The sequence below is a fragment of the Bifidobacterium sp. MSK.13.1 genome (genome assembly GCF_019131435.1).
GTDB classification, from domain to species: domain Bacteria; phylum Actinomycetota; class Actinomycetes; order Actinomycetales; family Bifidobacteriaceae; genus Bifidobacterium; species Bifidobacterium pseudocatenulatum.
In genome coordinates this window covers 623,724-644,171 of sequence record NZ_JAHOMM010000001.1, presented here as the reverse complement: position 1 = coordinate 644,171, position 20,448 = coordinate 623,724, and the positions used below count along the sequence as shown (strand labels likewise).

The 20,448-nt window shown below is 56.5% G+C and carries 17 protein-coding genes and 3 tRNA genes; 10 read left to right on the top strand and 10 right to left on the bottom strand.

Features of this window, described 5'->3' with window-relative positions; all coding sequences use genetic code 11:
* Window positions 1-100: 100 nt before the first annotated feature.
* From KSY55_RS02660 to rpmH, 6 genes are all read right to left on the bottom strand, one after another.
* Window positions 101-904 (bottom strand): 16S rRNA (guanine(527)-N(7))-methyltransferase RsmG, encoded by an 804-nt coding sequence (locus tag KSY55_RS02660; protein WP_118262327.1) that lies wholly within the window; start codon window positions 902-904, stop codon window positions 101-103.
* 166 nt (window positions 905-1,070) lie between these two features.
* Window positions 1,071-1,598, bottom strand: coding sequence for a R3H domain-containing nucleic acid-binding protein (locus KSY55_RS02655; RefSeq protein ID WP_004222745.1), 528 nt, complete (start codon window positions 1,596-1,598; stop codon window positions 1,071-1,073).
* 143 nt (window positions 1,599-1,741) lie between these two features.
* On the bottom strand, window positions 1,742-2,776 hold the full coding sequence (yidC, locus tag KSY55_RS02650; protein ID WP_004222747.1) for a membrane protein insertase YidC: 1,035 nt from the start codon (window positions 2,774-2,776) through the stop codon (window positions 1,742-1,744).
* On the bottom strand, window positions 2,776-3,081 hold the full coding sequence (yidD, locus tag KSY55_RS02645) for a membrane protein insertion efficiency factor YidD (protein WP_004222749.1): 306 nt from the start codon (window positions 3,079-3,081) through the stop codon (window positions 2,776-2,778). Before yidD ends, yidC begins: the two co-directional genes overlap by 1 nt.
* Window positions 3,082-3,107: 26 nt before the next feature.
* Window positions 3,108-3,470, bottom strand: a complete 363-nt coding sequence (gene rnpA / locus KSY55_RS02640) for a ribonuclease P protein component (protein ID WP_004222752.1) — start codon at window positions 3,468-3,470, stop codon at window positions 3,108-3,110.
* 17 nt (window positions 3,471-3,487) lie between these two features.
* The gene (gene rpmH, locus KSY55_RS02635) at window positions 3,488-3,622 is read right to left on the bottom strand and encodes a 50S ribosomal protein L34 (protein WP_003807168.1); all 135 of its coding nucleotides are present in this window, start codon (window positions 3,620-3,622) and stop codon (window positions 3,488-3,490) included.
* 318 nt (window positions 3,623-3,940) lie between these two features.
* Here rpmH and dnaA point away from each other — a divergent pair, with 318 nt between their 5' ends.
* The 7 genes from dnaA to KSY55_RS02600 all read left to right on the top strand — a co-directional run bounded on the left by dnaA (window position 3,941) and on the right by KSY55_RS02600 (window position 14,758).
* A complete protein-coding gene (gene dnaA, locus KSY55_RS02630) occupies window positions 3,941-5,416 on the top strand; it encodes a chromosomal replication initiator protein DnaA (protein WP_033524155.1) in 1,476 nt (491 codons plus the stop codon).
* 561 nt (window positions 5,417-5,977) lie between these two features.
* On the top strand, window positions 5,978-7,102 hold the full coding sequence (dnaN, locus tag KSY55_RS02625) for a DNA polymerase III subunit beta (RefSeq protein WP_217749480.1): 1,125 nt from the start codon (window positions 5,978-5,980) through the stop codon (window positions 7,100-7,102).
* A 138-nt stretch (window positions 7,103-7,240) separates the two neighbouring features.
* Window positions 7,241-8,500, top strand: coding sequence for a DNA replication/repair protein RecF (locus tag KSY55_RS02620; protein ID WP_004222769.1), 1,260 nt, complete (start codon window positions 7,241-7,243; stop codon window positions 8,498-8,500).
* Entirely contained in the window at window positions 8,500-8,985 is a 486-nt protein-coding gene (locus KSY55_RS02615) for a DUF721 domain-containing protein (protein WP_004222771.1), read from the top strand. Before KSY55_RS02620 ends, KSY55_RS02615 begins: the two co-directional genes overlap by 1 nt.
* Window positions 8,986-9,302: 317 nt before the next feature.
* Window positions 9,303-11,378: a DNA topoisomerase (ATP-hydrolyzing) subunit B gene (gene gyrB / locus KSY55_RS02610; RefSeq protein ID WP_095279717.1), complete on the top strand. Its 2,076-nt coding sequence runs from the start codon at window positions 9,303-9,305 to the stop codon at window positions 11,376-11,378.
* Between the two features lie 53 nt (window positions 11,379-11,431).
* Window positions 11,432-14,146: a DNA gyrase subunit A gene (gene gyrA, locus KSY55_RS02605; protein ID WP_080789289.1), complete on the top strand. Its 2,715-nt coding sequence runs from the start codon at window positions 11,432-11,434 to the stop codon at window positions 14,144-14,146.
* A gap of 75 nt (window positions 14,147-14,221) precedes the next feature.
* Window positions 14,222-14,758 carry a DUF3566 domain-containing protein gene (locus KSY55_RS02600; protein WP_004222781.1) on the top strand — a complete coding sequence of 179 codons (537 nt, stop codon included), beginning with the start codon at window positions 14,222-14,224 and terminating at the stop codon, window positions 14,756-14,758.
* A gap of 664 nt (window positions 14,759-15,422) precedes the next feature.
* On the opposite strand, the gene gdhA is transcribed toward KSY55_RS02600, so the two are convergent.
* On the bottom strand, window positions 15,423-16,769 hold the full coding sequence (gdhA, locus tag KSY55_RS02595; protein ID WP_022244722.1) for an NADP-specific glutamate dehydrogenase: 1,347 nt from the start codon (window positions 16,767-16,769) through the stop codon (window positions 15,423-15,425).
* A gap of 241 nt (window positions 16,770-17,010) precedes the next feature.
* Here gdhA and KSY55_RS02590 point away from each other — a divergent pair, with 241 nt between their 5' ends.
* Window positions 17,011-17,514: an MscL family protein gene (locus tag KSY55_RS02590; protein ID WP_022244723.1), complete on the top strand. Its 504-nt coding sequence runs from the start codon at window positions 17,011-17,013 to the stop codon at window positions 17,512-17,514.
* Window positions 17,515-17,922: 408 nt separating this feature from the next.
* On the opposite strand, the gene KSY55_RS02585 is transcribed toward KSY55_RS02590, so the two are convergent.
* The 3 genes from KSY55_RS02585 to KSY55_RS02575 form a co-directional block, all read right to left on the bottom strand.
* Window positions 17,923-17,995 (bottom strand) — tRNA-Ala (locus tag KSY55_RS02585).
* Window position 17,996: 1 nt separating this feature from the next.
* Window positions 17,997-18,069: transfer RNA gene (locus KSY55_RS02580), tRNA-Ala, on the bottom strand.
* Window positions 18,070-18,108: 39 nt separating this feature from the next.
* Window positions 18,109-18,182: transfer RNA gene (locus tag KSY55_RS02575), tRNA-Ile, on the bottom strand.
* A 207-nt stretch (window positions 18,183-18,389) separates the two neighbouring features.
* On the opposite strand from KSY55_RS02575, the gene KSY55_RS02570 reads away from it, so the two are divergent.
* Both KSY55_RS02570 and KSY55_RS02565 read left to right on the top strand, forming a co-directional pair.
* Window positions 18,390-19,061: a M48 family metallopeptidase gene (locus KSY55_RS02570; protein WP_055062885.1), complete on the top strand. Its 672-nt coding sequence runs from the start codon at window positions 18,390-18,392 to the stop codon at window positions 19,059-19,061.
* 318 nt (window positions 19,062-19,379) lie between these two features.
* Window positions 19,380-20,363 (top strand): L-lactate dehydrogenase, encoded by a 984-nt coding sequence (locus tag KSY55_RS02565; RefSeq protein WP_022245040.1) that lies wholly within the window; start codon window positions 19,380-19,382, stop codon window positions 20,361-20,363.
* The last annotated feature ends 85 nt before the right edge of the window (window positions 20,364-20,448 follow it).

Sequence of the window (20,448 nt, the reverse complement as noted above, 5' to 3'; positions counted from 1 at the left end):
CACCGATCTTTCGTTGCTACTTCAACATTTTTCCGCCGCTTTTTTTCGTCGATTTTCCAGTTGTGGACAATGTGCATAACTCACCGAAATGGTGGATAACTTACTTTTTATCCACCATGAGCACATGGGTCGATTCCAAGCCCGGACCAACCTCGGCATCCACCACCCGCGGACGAATGCCACCGCATTTGGCGATCTCTTTGGAAGCCTTTTCGATCTCCTCTTGCGCGGACCGCCCCTTCAGTGCGACCAAACGTCCACCGCGCTCAAGCAACGGCAGCGTCCACCCCGAAAGTTTGGTCATAGGAGCCACGGCACGGCACGTCACCACGGCAAACGGATGTTTCGCCTGAATAGGCTTGCCATCCAAATCCAGTACAGGACCGCGAACGGCCACTCCCCTGCCGTTCTTGCCGCCTTTGCCGTTCCTGGTGCTTCCATTGCCACGATTGCCGCCTTGAGCGCCAGTAGCACCCGCAATGGCCTCGATCATCTCATTGGCCCTGGCACGCACCACGGTAACGTTATTCAACTCCATATCGGCCACGCACTCGTTCAGCCATTCGACACGACGTTCCATCGGCTCCACAAGCGTGAACCGGTGATCCGGCAGGCAGGCGGCCGCGACAATACCGGGAAAACCGCCGCCACTGCCGATATCGGCAACCGTCTTGAACTGCTTCTTGGCCGTGGCTTCCTTTACGAAAGGCACAATGGCGGCCGAATTCAGAATATGGCGTTCCCAAATAATGCCAACATCTCTTGGCCCAATCAGACCGCGAGGTTCGCCTTCTTCGGCAAGTTTCGCATGGAAAACACGAAGCTTGCCCAACGCATCCCCCAGCACTTCCTCAAGCATCGGCGAATCATCAAGTTCGTCTGTCACATCACTCATGGGCACCATCCTATATCCTGCTCTTCCTCATTGCCGGTATTCCAGCAAGTACTTCCCGACCATTGACGGCAATATCACATGTCCGGCGCACAGCCAGCATGAAGTCACTCAAAAAATCGCAATAAAAAAGCGCCACCAAATGGTGACGCCATGTTTCACGTGAAACGAGCCGAACTCAGGCCTCATCCTCGTCTTCAGCATCTTCGGCAGCGGAAGCCTTGAGATACACCGTGACGTAACGACGCGGTTCCTCGCCGTGGGAACGGGACTTCATGCCCTCCTCACGCACCACATCATGCACGATCTTGCGTTCGAAGGAGTTCATCGGCTTGAGATCAACCGGCTCCCCCGTCTCGCGCACCTCGTCGATGGCGTCCAGCGCGATGTCGTGCAGACGCTGGCGCTTGCGCTTCAGATAGCCGTCGACGTCCACAATGAGATGGGAACGCTCGCCGGTCTTCTGCTGCACGGCCAGTCGCGTCAGCTGCTGCAGAGCGTCAACGACTTCGCCGTTGCGTCCGATGAGATGCTTGATGTCCGTATCATCATCGGCGACGATTTGCACGGTAGGGCGATTGTTGCGCACGCCCATTTCGATATCGCCTTCGTAATCGACGATATCAAGCAGTCCTTCAAGATAATCGGCAGCGATATCAGCTTCCTCGTTGAGCTGATCGATGGTCTTTTCCTCATCTTGCGCCATAGTGGTTGTACTCCTTTGAGCGGGGTTTCTATTACTAAAGTCTTATTGTGTAAAGTCTAATTCCTGTTTACCACGTCGACAATAAACGCTGATAAAAAGTGGTGTGTCCCGCGTTTCACGTGAAACACGGGACACACTTTTACTCACTTCTTTTTCTTTTTACGGCTCGGCTGCTGACGCTGGTAGCCGCTCTTTTCCTTCACTTCGGCGGCTTCCTTGGCCTTCTGCAGCGCCTCTTCCTCGAGGGATGGCAGACCGGCCTTGGCTCGGCGGGCGTTCTCATGAACATGATCACGCTTTTCCTTCGCTTCGGCGGCCGGAGATCCCGGAGTCGGGAAGACGTGGATCTGCCAGATGGAACGCAACAGATTGCAGATGTTGTTGGTGAGCCAGTACACCAGCACAGCGAACGGCATGGCAATACCGGAGAAAATGTACATGATCGGGAACATCCACAACATCATCTTCTGCATCATTTCGGTCTGCTTGTTTGCCGCAGACTGAGCCATGTTACGCTTCATGCTGTTGTACTGCATGAACCACAGGCAGAAGCACATCAATGCAACGAAGATGGCGATAACTACTTTGCCATGCACGGCGGCGGTCGTGAAGTTATCAGCCACGTTCACACCGAACACTGTGGTGGACGTGAACTGCTTGGCTGTGGCGATGTCGAAAGCGCCAAGACCCTGTCCGTCCCTGAATTTGCCGCGTGCGATGTACGGAATGGCTGACAGCGTATAGAACATGCACATGAATACGGGACCCTGCACGAACATAGGGAGCATGGAAGTGCAGCCACCCATCGGGTTCGCATCATTGTCCTGGTAGAGCTTCATCATCTCGCGCTGCATGGCTTCCTTGCTGGCGGGATCGTTCTTGCCCTTGTATTTGTTTTGGATACGCTGCATCTTTGGCTGCAGGACGGTCATCTGGGCCTGCATCTTGCGCATACCCTTCATGGACTTGTAGAACAGCGGAAAAACGCATGCCTGGACCACAAGTACTAGGAATACGATGGACATGACCCACGAGAAACCGATCTCGTTCATGCCCAGCATCACCAGGAACTTATGGAATACGGCCATGATCTGCGTCATGAGCCACTCGACGGGATACAGGAGCTTATACAGCCAGCCCCAGAAACCGCTGTCGAGGAGGAATTGATTTTGATTCATTACAGGCCAGTCTCCTTATCGCCTATAGGTTTTTCTACGTTCAGAGGCGTGAGCCGAGGTTCCTCGTGTGCCTTCGACCACGAACATCTGTAAAACAAGGAATAAAGCTGCGGAACGTCGTCAATTCCCCCACGGTTCCACTGATTGCAGCGAAGAAGGCGCAATAACGCAAGAAGGCCACCCTTAAGGCGGCCAAATCGTTCAATCGCCTGAATCGCGTAATTGGAACAACTTGGATAATATCTGCAGCAAGGCGCGGTATTCGCGGAAATATGACGTTGGTACCAGCGAATGGCACGAATCATCCAATTTCCGTTACGACCGGCGTTCATTACCGACGCACGGCCTTACGATTCACCGCTTCAAAACATGCTGCGATCTGCTGTTCCAACGATAGAAAATCGGCATGCGCAGCACTTGGCTTGGCACGCAACACGATATCGCAGGATTCAGGTAAGGCAGATTCGTACTTTCGTGCAAGCACGCGGAAACGACGCTTGACGGCATTACGCGTCACAGCGTTGCCGACAGCCTTGGAAACGGCCAAACCGACACGTCGGCCCCGCATCGCCGCAGAATCGTCGATAATGGCATCGTCGTGCACCAAATAATGCACGACGATGTCTTCTCGCGATACCCTACGACGGCGTTTGAGCACCGCGACGAAATCGCGATGGCTTTTCAGCCGTTCCACCGCTCTATGCCGTTAAATCAGGCAGCGAGGGACTTGCGGCCCTTGGCGCGGCGACGGTTGATCAGAGCGCGGCCTGCGCGGGTGCGCATGCGCTGACGGAAACCGTGCTTCATGTGACGACGACGGTTGTTCGGCTGGAATGTCCTCTTCATAATTAATGCTCCCGGTGTTTTTTGCCATGCCAAGGCACGGCTCCTCATGAGTCAAGCTCTACCAAGTTACTCTGACCCCTGAACAGAGATGAATGCGCATATCAAATCCTTCACATTTTCATGGGGATTCTCCCCATGAAACAATCCACAGAAACGTTGATATGTCGCCAAACTCCCCACAAAAGTTATCCACAAACTACAATGATGTTATTCACAATTCAGTCTTTTCAACACGCTTACCGGTGGATAACTTGGGGAAAAGAGAGTACAAATAAACAGTTGCACACTTGGAAAAAGTCTGTCGAGAAAGGGGAATCCGTGGCCGACACGACAACTGACCCTCTCGAGCAGGCTCGGGGAGTCTGGTCCGACGCGCTGGCGTTGTTGCACCAGAATCCGGCGCTGTCCATCCGAGATAAAAGCTGGCTGGAAAACGTTTTTCCCGAAGGCATGTGGGGTCCTACCATTGTCTTATGCGTGCCAAGCGCGGCCGCACAGCAGACGTTGCAGAACGAATTGAACCAGCCCCTGCTGGAAGCCTTGCGGGAAGCCGCCGAACAGGATATTTTCCCCGCATTCAAGATTGTGGAAAAGAAGGAACCGGCCCAACCTGCCGTCGAGGAATACCCCCACTTCTCCCCCGCGCCACATGCGGAGGAAACCACGCAGGGGCAGCTGCCGATTCCGGTTGTTATGCCGCCGGAGCGCCACAACAACTTCCAACGCGGCCAAAACAGGCCTCTGCTGGATCCTAAGACCCATTTGAATAAGAACGCCACGTTCGACACCTTCGTTCCTGGCGATTCCAATCGTTTCGCACGTACCGTCGCGTTGGCCGTCGCGGAAGGTTCCGGTCACGATTTCAACCCGCTTTGTATTTACGGCGGATCAGGATTGGGTAAAACCCACTTGCTGAACGCCATCGGCAATTACGCACTGGTCAAGGATCCCACGCTGAAAGTCCGTTATGTGACCAGTGAGGAATTCACCAACGAATTCATCGAAGCGTTGGGCGACACCAACCAGAATTCCGGTCAAATCAAGGAATTCAACCGTCGCTACCGCGAAGTCGACGTGCTGCTCATCGACGATATTCAATTTCTGAGCGGCAAGGACGCGACGCTTGAACAGTTCTTCCATACATTCAATACCCTGCATCAGGCGAACAAGCGCATTGTGATCGCATCCGATGTGCCTCCGAAGGATCTGCAGGGATTCAACGAACGTCTGATCTCCCGTTTCGAATCCGGCCTGACCGTTGACGTCAAGCCGCCGGATCTGGAGACGCGCATCGCCATTCTGCGCATGATCGCCCACGGCACCAACGTTCAGGACGATGTGCTCAACCTCATCGCGGAGCGGTTCACCGAGAATATTCGCGAGCTGGAAGGCGCGCTGAACCGCGTGACCGCCATGGCATCGCTGAGCGGCCAGCCGGTGACCCGCGCGTTGGCGGAACAGACGTTGCAGGACTTTTTCTCGACCGATGTGGAGATCAAGCCCACCGACATCATCACCCAGGTGGCCAAGTACTTCTACATTACGTTCGATGACATTGTCGGACGTTCGCGTACGAAGAAGATCGCGCTGGCGCGTCAGATCGCCATGTATTTGGTGCGTGAGCTCACCAGCATGAGCCTGAACGACATCGGCCAGGTGTTTGGCGGCAAGGACCACACCACGGTGATGCATGCATACACCCGCATCAGCGACGAGATGCAGGAAAAGCAGGAGATCTACAACTACGTGACGGAACTGACCCTGCAGCTCAAGCAGCGTTCCGGCGAAAAATAACGTTTTCTATGCGACTTTGCGCGTTTGTATGTGTTTCCGTGCGTCTCAAAAAAACGATTTTAGGCGTTTTCTGCCTTTCTCAGGCGATTTTCACAAGCCAAGTATGAGTATCAGTAAATTCTTTATCAGCTGTTTTACCGACCATCCTGACACGCCGGCCTGTGGAAGATTTTCATTGAAGTTATCCACATGGTTATACACAAATCAATGATTTCTCGGTGGAAAACCCGTTGGAAACGACAGAATCGCCGGTGGATGAATTGTGGACTATCCACATGGTTTTGTGGATAACTTTTTCAAAGCGACGAGGCTGTGGATAACCCGATGATTTGTCCACACTTCGTCCAAAAGTTATCCACAAGCAATGAGATGTTGCGAGCCATTGCAAAACGTGGGGTCTGAGCACTTACCCACATTATCCACAGGCCTTATTATGACGAATGTAGGTTGTTATAAGAAATTCATCATCGTCGTCATAAGTGGGGAATTCCCCACGCTTCGTCAAACGCCGACAGTCTCGCTAGAATGACTTATGGACCGAACGAAACGAGGAAACTAGCCATGAAAGTTGAAGTCAATTCCCAAGCGCTGGCAGACGCAGCAGCCTGGACCACTCGCGTGATCGACGCTCGTCCTGCATCCCCCATTTTGGCAGGCATTCGCTTGGAGGCCATCGACGGCACCCTCCAGCTTTCCGCCTTCAATTACGCCATTTCCGCACGCCACCATATCGAAGCAGGCGTTGATGAAAGCGGATCCATTCTGGTGCTCGGCAAGCTGCTGGCAGATATCACCAAGTCGCTTCCCGCCGCGAAAACCTACCTATCCACTGACGGATCCACACTGACCATCACGTCGGGCAAGTCCACCTTCACCATGCAGCTCATGCCGGATAACGAATATCCGGATCTGCCGGTGGTTCCCGCCAAACTGGGGCAGGTGGACGCCCAAACCTTCGCACAGGCCGTCGCCCAGGCGTCCGTCGCCGTTTCCCGCGAGGAGAACCGTCCGGTACTGACCGGCATTCGTGTGCAGTTCCAAGGCAACAAGGTGATCATGAGCTCCACCGACCGATTCCGCTTGTCGCGTTCGAGCTTCACCTGGACGCCGGAAAACCCGGACATCAACACCACCGCACTCGTGCGCGGCGCACTGTTGCGCGATGTGGCCCGTTCCTTGGACGAGCATCAAAACATCGTCGTGGATTTCGATCCGGAGAATCCGTCGCTGCTGGGCTTTGAGAACGCCGGACGCGTATCCACCTCGCAGCTGATCGACGGCGAATTCCCCGCGGTGGACCGCCTGTACGCTGACGAATACCCGATTCATGCGGTCATCAACAAGCAGGATCTCATCAGCGCCATCAAGCGCGTGTCCCTCGTGGCCGAACGCAACGCTCCGATCCGCATGGCCTTCACCAGCCAGGAACTCACGCTGACCGCAGGCTCGGTGGATGAAGCCCAAGCCAAGGAGATCCTCGACATCGACATGGATGGCGAAGACATCACCGTGGCCTTCAATCCCGCCTACCTGATCGAAGGCCTGAGCGCCATCAGCGAGCCGTTCGTACGCATGAAGATGACCACCGCGGTCAAGCCGGTGGAATTCAACGGCCAGCAGGAATCGAATTCCGAAGAATCCATGGACTACCGCTACCTGCTCGTGCCGATGCGCTTCAACAGCTGAACTAAGCTGACCTACACGAAAACGCGGATACATCGCAAAAAATAGGGCTGAACATGGCTGTTATTGCCAGTTCAGCCCATTTGCATGATTAATTGCGATTATTTACGTAAGAAATTCGCACTATCTCAAGGATCTTGCATGTATATTTCCCGACTGGCACTCGACCACTACCGATCGTGGGAACATTGCGTGCTCGATTTCAAACCGGGAATCAACATTCTGCAAGGTGCCAACGGACTCGGCAAAACCAATATCGTGGAAGCCATCGAAGTGCTTTCCACAGGATCCAGCCATCGCGCGTCATCATCACTGCCATTAATCGAAAAAGGGTGCACGTCGGCCACCATCCGAGCCAACGTGGAAGACGGTGAAACGCAGCACACCTACGAGGCGACCATCGTGGCACGGGGTGCTAACCGAGCGCGCATCGACGGCGGAAAATCTCAATATATGAGGGATCTCATCGGGCGCACGCCCTCCGTCTCCTTTACCCCCGAAGATCAACGTCTGGTAGCAGGGGATCCCGCAACCCGACGCAACTTCATCAACCAGGCCGCGTCTCTGCTGCTCCCCCACTATGCGCAGACCCTGCAACAGTTCACGCACGTGGCGAAACAGCGCACGGCACTGCTCAAACAACTCGGCGACGGCACGAATCTCGACCCGCAATACGGCCAGCAGGCGGTCTTAAGCGGGCTGGAAATCTGGACGGGGCAATTCATCGACCTCGGCATGCAGCTGACGCGGGACCGCAACAACGTGATCTCACGCTTGGAAGAGCCTTTTGCGCGGATCTACGCGTCTTTGGCGGGAGATGACGAACGGGCGGCGCTCGCCTACGAGCCGTCCTTCGACGAAGTGATGCTGTTCGACGATCCGGCCGCGGAGATCAGCCGCCATTTCCAACGCATCTACCCCGGCGAAGTGGCGCGCGGGCAGAATCTGATCGGTCCGCATCGCGACGACCTGACTTTGCTGCTCAACGATATGAACGCACGCGAATTCGCGTCCAACGGTGAGATGTGGACCATGGCTTTGGCGTTGAAAATGGCGCTATATGAGGCGGTTTCCGCACATTTTGAAAGCAAGCCAATCGTGATTCTCGATGATGTGTTCGCACAGCTTGACGAGGCCCGTCGTGGGCAGATCCTCGATTTTGCGATGCGGCAGGACCAGGTGCTGATCACCGTCGCCGCGGCAAGCGATATTCCGCGCATGGATGCTGGGCGCTTTCACGCGGACGCGCATGTGATCGACGTGGCCGCGTTGCGCAGGCAATCGCAAGATGGACAGCATGACGATTTGACGGCGATGATGGCGCAACTTGTCGCGGGACGGGAATCTGCAACGCAATCGTCTGCAGCGCAACAGTCGGTGAATCGACAGGAGCAGCGCTGATGCCGAATCCTCCAATCTGCGAAACATTGCATCTCGACCAACGCAAGTTGCCCGCCGAAGTATTCGAACGTATCAGCCGACGTGCCGGCCGATATAAGGAACGTGAGGAACGTGCGCGGCAGGCGTGGGAGAATTTCGGCAAACCCGGACGCGACCCGCAGACGGTCGGCAATATTTTCAACGTGATCGCAACGCAAGGTTCTTGGACGCCGCATCTGAAAATCGCGCAGATGCAGAATCATTGGGATCAGGTGGTCGGCGTCGAAAACGCGCGCCACTCCTACCCCGTCGACCTGCGCGACGGCATTCTGACGATCCGATGCGACAGCCCCGCATGGACCACCACCTTGACGTACATGATTCCGCTGCTGACCGACACCATTCGCCGTAGGCTCGAGGGGCTGACCATCAACGAGGTGCGCGTCACCGGCCCGCAACAACAGGGATTCAGCCGAGGACGAATGACACGAAGGCCGCGATATTAGCGCGACACCACGTGCTATCAGACGTTCGTTGAAGGCGCTTCGTCGAAGAATTCCCCCTGCGACGCTTCCAAGCGGGCCGTTCGCAACGGTCGAATGTTGTTTTCCGAAAGCGAAAAAACAGGGGTAAACGGCTGGATTTCAAGGATAAATGCCTCTGGCGCTCTGTCCCCCTCCATGAGTAGAATATCAAGCAGTGTATGTAAACGCCTAGAAGGGGCCTTTATTTGCGTTCTAGGTGGTATCACCTGCGTGAATGACCCTCATTGGCGGGAAAAATGCAGGAAGGAATCTCTGTGGCAGACCTTGATGCGGATTCGCTGAACGAATCAGCTGAAAACACGCAGGAAGATCAGATCCAGAACGATCAGCTCGAAGATGCGCAGCTCGATGACACCTTGGCTCCGGAGCATTACGACGCTTCCGATCTGAGGGTTCTGGAAGGCCTTGAGGCGGTGCGAATCCGCCCGGGCATGTACATCGGCTCCACCGGCCCCCGAGGCTTGCACCACCTGGTGTACGAGATCGTCGACAACTCCGTCGATGAGGCGCTGGCAGGCTACGCTTCGCACATCGAAGTGACGATTCTGCCGGACGGCGGCGTGCGCGTGGTGGATGACGGCCGAGGCATTCCGGTCGACGAAGTGCCGGGCGAAGGCGTTTCCGGCGTGGAAACCGTGATGACCAAGCTGCATGCCGGCGGCAAGTTCGGTGGCGGCGGCTATGCGGTTTCCGGCGGTCTGCACGGCGTGGGCATCTCCGTGGTGAACGCGCTGTCGACCCGCGTCGACATCGAAGTGCGCCGACAGGGCTTCCACTGGACCCAGACCTACATCGACCAGAAGCCGACCGCACGTCTTGCCAAGGGCGAGCCGATGGGCGAAGACGAGTCCACCGGCACTTCCGTGACCTTCTGGGCAGACGGCGCGATCTTCGAAACCACCACCTACGATTTCGAGACCCTGCGCAACCGCTTCCAGCAGATGGCGTTCCTCAACAAGGGGCTGAAACTGTCCCTGACCGATTTGCGCGAACCGGATCAGGCCGGAGACGAAGTCGCGGGCGAAAGCGACGACAATGCCGAACCGAAGCATCAGACGGTCACCTACCAATACAACGACGGCATCAAGGATTATGTCGATTACTTGGTGAAGTCCCGCAAGGCAACCCCCGTCGAACCGGACGTGATCGATTTCGAAGCGGAAGACCTGAAAATCGGCATTTCCGCGGAAATCGCCATGCAATGGACCACCGCATACTCCGAAGCGGTGCACACCTTCGCCAACACCATCTCCACCACCGAAGGCGGTACCCACGAAGAAGGCTTCCGCGCCGCGCTGACCTCGCTCGTCAACCGTTACGCACGTGAAAAGAACATCCTCAAAGACAAGGATGAGAACCTCTCCGGCGACGACGTGCGCGAAGGCCTGACCGCAGTGGTGTCGGTGAAACTCACCACCCCGCAGTTCGAAGGCCAGACCAAGACCAAGCTCGGCAATTCCGAAGCGAAAACCTTCGTACAGCGTGTGATGACCGACAAGCTCGGCGACTGGTTCGATTCGCATCCTAGCGAGGCCAAGAACATCATCCAGAAGGCCATTGAAGCCTCCCGTGCGCGTCTTGCAGCCAAGAAGGCACGTGAGAATACCCGCCGTAAGTCAATCTTCGAATCTGCGGGCATGCCAGACAAACTGAAGGATTGCCAGTCCAACAATCCTGAAGAATGCGAACTGTTCATCGTGGAGGGCGACTCCGCAGGCGGCTCCGCAATTCAGGGACGCAACCCGATCACGCAGGCCATCCTGCCGTTGCGAGGCAAAATCCTTAACACCGAGCGTGCAAGCCTCGACCGCATGATGAAGTCCGAAACCATCGAATCGCTGATCACCGCGGTCGGCGGCGGCTATGGCGAGGATTTCGACCTGAACAAAGTCCGCTACCACAAGGTCATCATCATGGCCGATGCCGATGTGGACGGCGCGCATATCGCAACCCTGAATCTGACGCTGTTCTTCCGCTACATGCGCCCGATGATCACCGCTGGTTACGTGTATGTGGCCATGCCGCCGCTGTACCGACTCAAGTGGACCAAAGGCGCGCACGACTTCGTGTACACCGACGCCGAACGCGACCGCGTGCTCGCCGAAGGCAAGTCCGCCGGCCGTCAGCTGCCGAAGGGCGAAGGCATCCAGCGTTACAAGGGTCTGGGTGAAATGAGCTACCAGGAACTGTGGGAAACCACCATGGATCCTGACCACCGCATTCTGAAGCAGGTGCAGATCGAAGACGCGGCCGCAGCCGACGAAACCTTCTCCATGCTCATGGGAGACGAAGTCGAACCTCGCCGTCTGTTCATCCAGCGCAACGCCCGCAACGTCAGCTGGATCGACGCGTAGGGATTTCAAGGACTTCAGGCAAGGTTTCATAAGGATTTAGAAGGACTTAGAAGTTGGCAGACGAAAACAACAGCAACGAAGACGGCCAGTTCGTGCCTGACGGCTCCATGGAGCCGTTGAGCCCGCAGGAGGCCGACAACACCGATTACGGCCTGATGGTGGGCGAACGCATCCAGAAGAAGGATCTGCAGCAGGAAATGCGCGATTCCTACCTGGCGTACGCCATGTCCGTGATCGTGGACCGTGCGCTCCCGGACGTGCGCGACGGCATGAAGCCGGTGCATCGCCGTGTGATCTACGCGATGTACGACGGCGGCTACCGCCCCGACCGCGGCTACTCCAAGTGCGCCCGCGTGGTCGGCGAAGTGATGGGTAAGTACCATCCGCACGGCGATTTCGCGATCTACGACACGTTGGTGCGTATGGCACAGTCGTGGTCTATGCGCTACACGCTGGTCGACGGCCAGGGCAACTTCGGCTCCCCCGGCGACGATCCGGCCGCGGCAATGCGTTACACCGAATGCCGTATGGCTCCGCTCGCCATGGAAATGGTTCGTGACATCGACAAAGACACCGTCGATTTCCTGCCGAATTACGATGGCAAGACACAGGAGCCGACCGTGCTTCCGGCACGATTCCCGAACCTGTTGTGCAACGGTTCGTCCGGTATCGCCGTCGGTATGGCCACCAACATTCCTCCGCACAACATGCGCGAGGTGGCCGAAGGCGTGCATTGGGCGCTCGACCACCCGGACGCAAGCCGCGAAGAGCTGCTCGAAAACCTGATCCGTATCATCAAGGGACCGGACTTCCCTACTGGCGCAACGATTCTCGGACATAAGGGCATCGAACAGGCCTACCGTACCGGCCGTGGTCTGATCACCATGCGCGCGGTGGTGAACACCGAAGAGATCAAGGGCCGCATGTGCCTCGTGATCACCGAGCTGCCGTACCAGGTGAACCCTGACCGACTGGTCGTCTCCATCCGCGAAGCGGTGCGCGACGGCAAGATCCAGGGCATCGCCGACATGCGCGACGAAACCTCCGGTCGTACCGGTCAGCGTCTCGTGCTCGTGCTCAAGCGCGACGCCGTGCCGAAGGTCGTGCTCAACAACCTGTACAAGCACTCCCAGCTGCAGCAGACCTTCGGCGCCAACATGCTGGCGCTGGTCGACGGTGTGCCGCGCACGCTGTCTTTGGATGCCTTCATCCGCCATTGGGTGGGCCACCAGCTGGAAGTCATCGCACGCCGTACCGCATACCTCAAGCGTGAGGCGGAGGAACGCGACCACATTCTGCAGGGCTATCTGAAGGCCCTCGACATGATCGACGAGGTCATCGCGCTCATTCGTGCTTCCGAATCCGCGGAAACCGCGCGCACGGGCCTTATGGACCTGCTGGACGTGGATGAAGTGCAGGCCGACGCCATTCTGGCCATGCAGCTGCGCCGACTGGCCGCATTGGAACGTCAGAAGATCCTCGACGAGCACAACGAACTGATGCGTCGCATCGCCGACTACAACGACATTCTCGCCAAGCCGGAGCGCCAGCGCAAGATCGTGGGCGACGAGCTTGACGAAATCGTGTCCAAGTATGGCGACGAACGTCGAACCAAGATCCTGCCGTACTCCGGCGAAATGAACGTCGAAGATCTGATCGCGGAAGAAAACGTGGTCGTAACCGTTACACACTCCGGTTTCATCAAGCGCACCAAGGCCGACGAATACCGTGCGCAGCATCGCGGCGGCAAGGGCATCAAGGGCGCCAAGCTGCGCGAGGACGACGTGGTGGACCACTTCTTCCTCACCAGCACGCACAACTGGCTGCTGTTCTTCACCAACAAGGGACGCGTGTACCGCCTGAAGGCGTACGAGCTGCCGGAGGGATCGCGCGATTCCAAGGGACAGCATGTGGCCAACCTGCTGCAGTTCGGGCCGGACGAGACGATCCAGACCGTGCTGTCGATTCCGAACTACGAAGTGGCCAAGTATCTGGTGCTCGCCACCCGTTCCGGCAAGGTCAAGAAGACCGCGCTCGCCGAATACGATTCCCCGCGTCAGGGCGGCCTGATCGCAGTGCGCCTTATGACCGGCGAGAACGGCGAGAACGCCGACGAGCTGATCGGTGCCGCACTGTGCAACGCCGAGGATGACATCATTCTTGTGTCGAAGCTGGGCATGAGCCTGAAGTTCCAGGCCAACGACGAGCAGCTGCGCCCGATGGGCCGTCAGACCGCAGGCGTGCAGGGCATGAAGTTCCGCGAAGGCGACGAGCTGCTGGCCATGGACGTGGTCTGGGGTGATTCCGACAAGGATCTGTTCGTGGTCACCAACGAGGGCTTCGCCAAGCGCACCGCCATCAGCGAATACCGTTTGCAAGGCCGTAACGGCTTTGGCGTCAAGGCCGTGCAGCTCGCCGAAGGCCGTGGCTCCCTCGTGGGCGCGGTGATCGTTGAGGAAGATGACCAGATCATGGCCATCATGAAGTCCGGCAAGGTCATCCGTTCCAACGTCGACGAGGTCAAGCGCACCGGCCGCACCACCCAAGGTGTGACGTTCGCCAAGCCGGACAAGAACGACGAGATCATCTCCATCGCACGCAACGAGGAGAAGGATGACGAATCCGCGGAATCTGGCGAATCTGCGGAAAAAACGGAATCCGCGGAATCTGGGACGAACGCAACCGTGAACGAGGGTGCTTCGGCATCGTCTGAAGCCGCTACTGAAGCCAACGCTGGCAACGGCGATGGCGAGAATGTAGAGGCATGAAGACAAGACAGGCAATCGTCTGCGAAAACTGGTAGCCTCAGCTAAGAACTGGGCACAATCTTGCAAGGAGCAACGATGAGCGAGAACATCGAAGGACAGCAAATGCCGGAGGTTGGGCAGGCACCGCGCGTGGCACGTTCCGCTTCCAGCCAGCCGCTGATTGGTGCGGATCAGGTTCAGGCGCACGAGGGTGCCTCCTCCGCTTCCGGCGGTGTGAAGGTCCGTGAGAAGCGTCGCGGCGGCGCTCCGCGTGCACGCCGTATGAGCCTGTCTCTGACGCGTATCGATGCATGGTCGGCCGCCAAGGTGGCGTTCATGCTTTCCATCGCGGGAGGCATCATTCAGATTGTCGCGGTGGCTTTGCTGTGGGGCATGCTGAACGTGGTCGGCGTGTTCGACCAAGTTACGCAGATTGTGTCTTCCACTGGCTTGGACGCTGGCGGATTCGACCTGACCAACGTGTTCTCGTTGGGCACTGTGCTGAGCGCCGTCACCATCTTCTCCATTGTGGAAGTGGTGCTGATCACCGTGCTCGTGGTGATTTTCACGCTGCTGTACAACGTGGTGAGCACCCTCGTCGGTGGCATCCACGTCACGCTTGGAGATGATTAATAGCGCAGTGCGCTATTAATGGCAGCGAGCGGCGATAGCGTCCGCGAGCGTCGCATGCAATGCTGAAATAGCGCAGTGCGCCGTCAGTAGCGGCGATAGCAAACTCAAACGCAACAAGACGGTCTGTGTCGTGATTCCCATCACGACACAGACCGTCTTCGTATTTTCTAGACCAGTCTGTCTCTTACCGTACGCCAAACCCTATCTGCCTCTCCCCTGCCTGCAATCTGCTCATATCTGCCCTATATATGGCAGATTTTGCCTTCCGACCTGTACCATCTCGCTTATATATGGCAGGTCAACTTGCGAAAAAGCCAGTTCGGGGGTATATTTTGGGTCATTTTTCCTACCAAGGCTGCCATATATAAGCGAGATATCACCGTACGAACTCTCAAATCTGCCATATATAAGCGAGATAGCGGAGCTGCGCGAGAGGAAGTTGCGGTTATAGCTGAAACTATTGCGATTTTTAGAGATAGTTTCAGTTATAACCGGAACTATCGTGATTTTGAGTGATTGTTTCAAATGTAACTGCAACTAGATTGGGTGCGCTGAAGTACGTGTTGAAATACGAAAAGAGGGCCTGTCTGGAATGAAACCAGACAGGCCCTCAATGTATTTCGATGAGCCAGCCGTATTGGCTAGATTGGCTAAAACGGCTAGATCAGAGCACGCCCTGGGCGACCATGGCGTTGGCGACCTTCACGAAGCCGGCAGCGTTGGCGCCGAGCATCAGATCACCCTCGTGGCCGTATTCCTTGGCGGCTTCCAGAGAGTTGGCGACGATATTTTCCATGATGGACTTGAGCTTGCCGTCAACCTCTTCAAAAGTCCAGGAAAGGCGGTAGGAGTTCTGGCTCATCTCAAGGCCGGAAACCGCCACGCCACCCGCGTTCGCGGCCTTGGCGGGGCCATAGAGCACGTTGTTGGCCTGGTAGACGGCGATTGCCTCCGGAGTGGAAGGCATGTTGGCGCCTTCGCACACCACGGTGCAGCCGTTGGCGACGAGAGCCTTGGCGGATTCCTCGTCGATCTCGTTCTGGGTGGCGCACGGCAGGGCGATATCGCACGGAACGGTCCACACGCCCTTGCAGCCCTCGTGATATTCGGAGCCCGGCACACGCTCGGCGTATTCCTTGATGCGGCCGCGGTGGCCCAGCTTGATGTCCTTGACCACGTCGAGCTGAATGCCGTTCGGATCGTAGATGTAGCCGTTGGAATCGGAGGCGGTCACAACCTTCGCGCCGAGGGCCTGAGCCTTCTCGGTGGCGAAGATGGCCACGTTGCCGGAGCCGGAGATGACCACGGTCTTGCCTTCGAAGGAATCGTTGCGCAGCACGCGCATTGCCTCGGCGGTGTAATAGCACAGGCCGTAACCGGTGGCTTCGGTACGAGCCAGGGAGCCGCCGAATTCGAGGCCCTTGCCGGTCAGCACGCCGGAATACTCGTCGCGGATGCGCTTGTACTGGCCGAACAGGTAGCCGATCTCGCGGCCGCCCACGTTGATATCACCGGCCGGGACGTCGGTGAACTGGCCGATGTGACGGCACAGTTCCGTCATGAAGGCCTGGCAGAAACGCATGACTTCGGCGTCGGACTTGCCCTTCGGGTCGAAGTCGGATCCGCCCTTGCCGCCGCCCATCGGCAGGCTGGTCAGGGAGTTCTTCAGGATCTGCTCGAAGCCGAGGAACTTGATGACGCCTTCGTTCACGCTCGGGTGGAAGCGCAGACCGCCCTTGTACGGGCCGATCGCGGAGTTGAACTGGATGCGATAACCGCGGTTGACCTGCACCTTGCCCTCATCGTCGGTCCATGCGACGCGGAACTTCACCACGCGCTCCGGCTCGACGATGCGCTCAAGCACGCCCGCCTTCTCATATTCCGGATGCTTCGCAACCACCGGCTCGAGGCTTTCGAAAACCTCGCGAACGGCCTGCAGGAACTCCGGCTGGTCGCCGTCGCGCTTCTCGACCTGCGCGTACACGCGCTTGACGTACTCGTCAGTGAGCATATTCTTCCCCTTCGGGATAGTTGGGTTACCAATAGACGGTCTCATTCTATGTGCACGAATATGGACGGCACAAGACCTTGTTCAGGATTTGGAGACGCTTTTTGCGAGTGCTGGTTCTGAACCTGCTTCTTTTTACGGGATTGCCGTGCCTTGTGTTGCCTATAGGATGGAAATGCGGAAAGCGTGGGAGAGAGTACGTCCGCAATAACATCTCACGATCTCACATAATGGGAGAATCATCATGATTGAAGGATTTAAGAAATTCATTGCACGCGGCAACATGATCGACATGGCGGTCGGTGTCGTCATGGGCGGTGCCGTCACCACAGTGGTTAACTCTATTGTCAACAATGTGATTAATCCGTTCATCGCCATGATTTTCGGCAAACCGAATATGGATGGTCTGCTGGCAATCACATTCAATAATGCGACGGTTTCGTTCGGCGCGGTACTTGGCGCGATATTGAATTTCCTGATTATCGCGGCGGCCGTGTATTTCTGCATTCTCGTGCCGATCAACAAATTCCGTGACGTGACCGAGGCGTTGCTCGCCAAAACCAAGCTTGCGGAAGAACGGAGCAAAGCCGAGGAGGAAGCTGCCAAAGAGCCGGAAATCTCCACCGAAGAGCAGACGATCCTGCTGTTGCAGCAAATCCGCGACGAACTTGCCAAGCAGAATGCACGGAATACACAGAACGTGCCGAACGATTCCGACACTGTTGCCGGTGCAGTCGCAGTGCGGTAGTCATCGCAAGCGATCGTAATAATCAATAATTCAAGGCCGTTTCAAGCGGTGACGCAAGTCCCGTCTGAGACGGCCTTTTGCAATGGTCTTTCAGCGGGGTGATTCTTCCATGCGCTGGAATAATACGGACTCTGGAAGGCACCTCAGCGGGTCATTTGTTCCAGTGACTGGAGGAATCTGGACTGTGAGGTGCTTGGTTGCGTCTAGTTTTCTCCAGTGACTGGAGGTTTTGGGATGCTGGGAGGCTTGTTGGTGGGAGGATTCCTCCACTCGGTGGAGGTTTTTGGACTGTGAGGTGCCTGGCTGCGTCCGGTTTTCTCCAGTGACTGGAGGAACTGGGATGCTGGTTTGGATTTCGGATTTGGGTATGAAAAAAGGGTTTCCGGAAATCAACGGAAACCCTATCTGTGGAGCTAAGGGGATTCGAACCCCTGACCCTCTCCATGCCATGGAGATGCGCTACCAGCTGCGCCATAGCCCCGTGGAGCTAGCCGGGTTCGAACCGGCGACCCTCTGCTTGCAAAGCAGATGCGCTACCAGCTGCGCTATAGCCCCATAGTTGAAAAAAAGCGGCCGCGCCGCTCTTAATCACCGTGGGCCCGGGAGGACTTGAACCTCCGACCTCATCCTTATCAGGGATGCGCTCTAACCACCTGAGCTACGGGCCCGTTCCTGCTGCACTGTTAAGCACAACGAATTGAAATAATACGCGAATTTCAGAGAAAGTCAATACAAGGTGTGTCTTCGGCGTGTCGTGACATAATGCAGACATGCCGAACAATCATCGTAGCCAGCGTAACAACAGTGGGAGAGCCAGCAGGGGAGTGCGCAACCGTAATCGCACGCTATCCGAAGAAACCACGCAAATCGCTGGAATGACGGTGACCATCGTGCGTAAAGCCATCAAAAACATGTACCTGCGCATCAAACCGCCGAACGCGCAAATCGTCATCTCCGCACCTTCTCGCATGTCGCAAGCGGCAATCGCACGATTTGTGACGGAACGCAAACCATGGATCGAACGTGCGCGACGCACCATGCTGCAAGCCAAGGATGAACAGATCCGTCAAAGCGATTTCAATGGTTTGGACCGTGTGAATGGTTCGCATGGTCCGGATAATCTGAATGGCCTGGAAAATTCGGGCGGCGTGGGCGATCGAAACAATCCAGGCGATCCCAATAGCTTGAATAATCCGCGCGTTTTCGTGTGGAACGACGCGGCGAAGGAACGGGCCGTACGGGCCATCAATGCGCAACTGCCGGTGCTGCTTGCGAAATGGTCGCCGATTATCGGGCGGAAGCCGACGCATGTCACGTTACGCATCATGACGTCGCGATGGGGGTCATGCACGCCGAAAACCGGCCGCATCCGACTCAACCTGCAACTTGGTCTTATGGATCCCAGATTCCTGGAATACGTGCTTGTGCACGAAATGACGCACCTGTGGGAAAACGGGCACGGAGAGGACTTTCAGCGGCGTATGAGCGCATATTTGCCGCAATGGAGGCAATTGCGGCGGGAGCTGAACCGTCATGTTGTGTTGTGATGCTCGCGATGCTGTTGCGTTCGCCGTCACGCTGCCATGCTGCGATGAGCTTGCGTAGGGCGATGTTGTTGCGTTGCCTGTGATGTTGAAATACTTGCGATATCACGCCACTGCCGTCACATTGCGCGGATTGCAATGACTAGCCACGGCTTACGCACGTTTGATAACGACGTATAGGTGATTCGTATAGCTTTTTGTTCATAAGATGTACAGAACGCTTAACATCCGCGATTTGCAAGCCTACAATCGTGACGACTGAAACGTTTGCGTGCAAACAGTCCACGCAGAAAGATCGAATAAGTGAGGGAGGGGTCGATTGTGACTGTATTGAGAAAAGTCGGCATTATCGGCATCGGACACGTGGGCGCGCATGTCGCAAATGCCGTGCTTTCCGCAGGACTGGCCGAAGAACTGAAGCTGTGCGACATCAACGAGCAAAAAGTAGTCAGCGAATGTCAGGATTTAAGTGACACGTTGGGTTTCTATCCGCATAACTGCGTGATCGGCAACTACGGCACGCAATACGAGCAGCTAGCCGACTGCGACGTGGTAATCAACGCTGCCGGCGACGTGAAAACCAGCGCCAAAGATCGTGACGGCGAACTGTTCGTCACCACCGACATTGCACGCACCTGGATCTCCCGACTGTTCAACGCAGGCTTCCACGGTGTGATCATCACCATCTCAAATCCTTGCGATGTGGTCGCAACCGAAATCTGGCACATCACCGGCTACGATCCGCGCAAAATCATCGGAACGGGAACCGCGTTGGATTCCGCACGACTGCGCAACGCCATCGCGAAACGCGTCAACGTGGATCAGAGATCAATCGGCGCATACATGCTGGGGGAGCATGGCAATTCGCAGTTCGCCTATTGGTCGAACGTGAACATCGCAGGCAAGCCGCTTGATCAACTCGCACAAGACGATCCGCAACGATTCGCCCTCGACAAGGACGAAACCGAGCAGGACGCCCGACGAGGCGGATACCGCGTGTACGCCGGCAAAGAGTGCACGGAATACGCTATTGCAGCCACTGCGGCACGCCTTACGCAGGCTGTGCTCTGCGATGAACACTATGCGACCGCCTGCTCCACGCTGCTTACCGGCGAACAAGGCGAAAGCGGCAATTACGCCAGCCTGCCGTGCATCATCGGTGCGAACGGCGTTGAAGAAGTCCTCAATCCCACACTCACCGAAAGCGAACAGGCCAAATTCCATGCGTCCTGCGAGCATATCCGTGCCAATATCGCGCAGCTTGCATGGTGGGACGACGAATGCCATCCCATGCTGCGCGGCTGAATCTGCAATAACTCAGCGGATTTAATAACAGAGCAGACTTGCGATTACTGATGTTGATTGTGTAAAAAATCAGCATTTACATAAT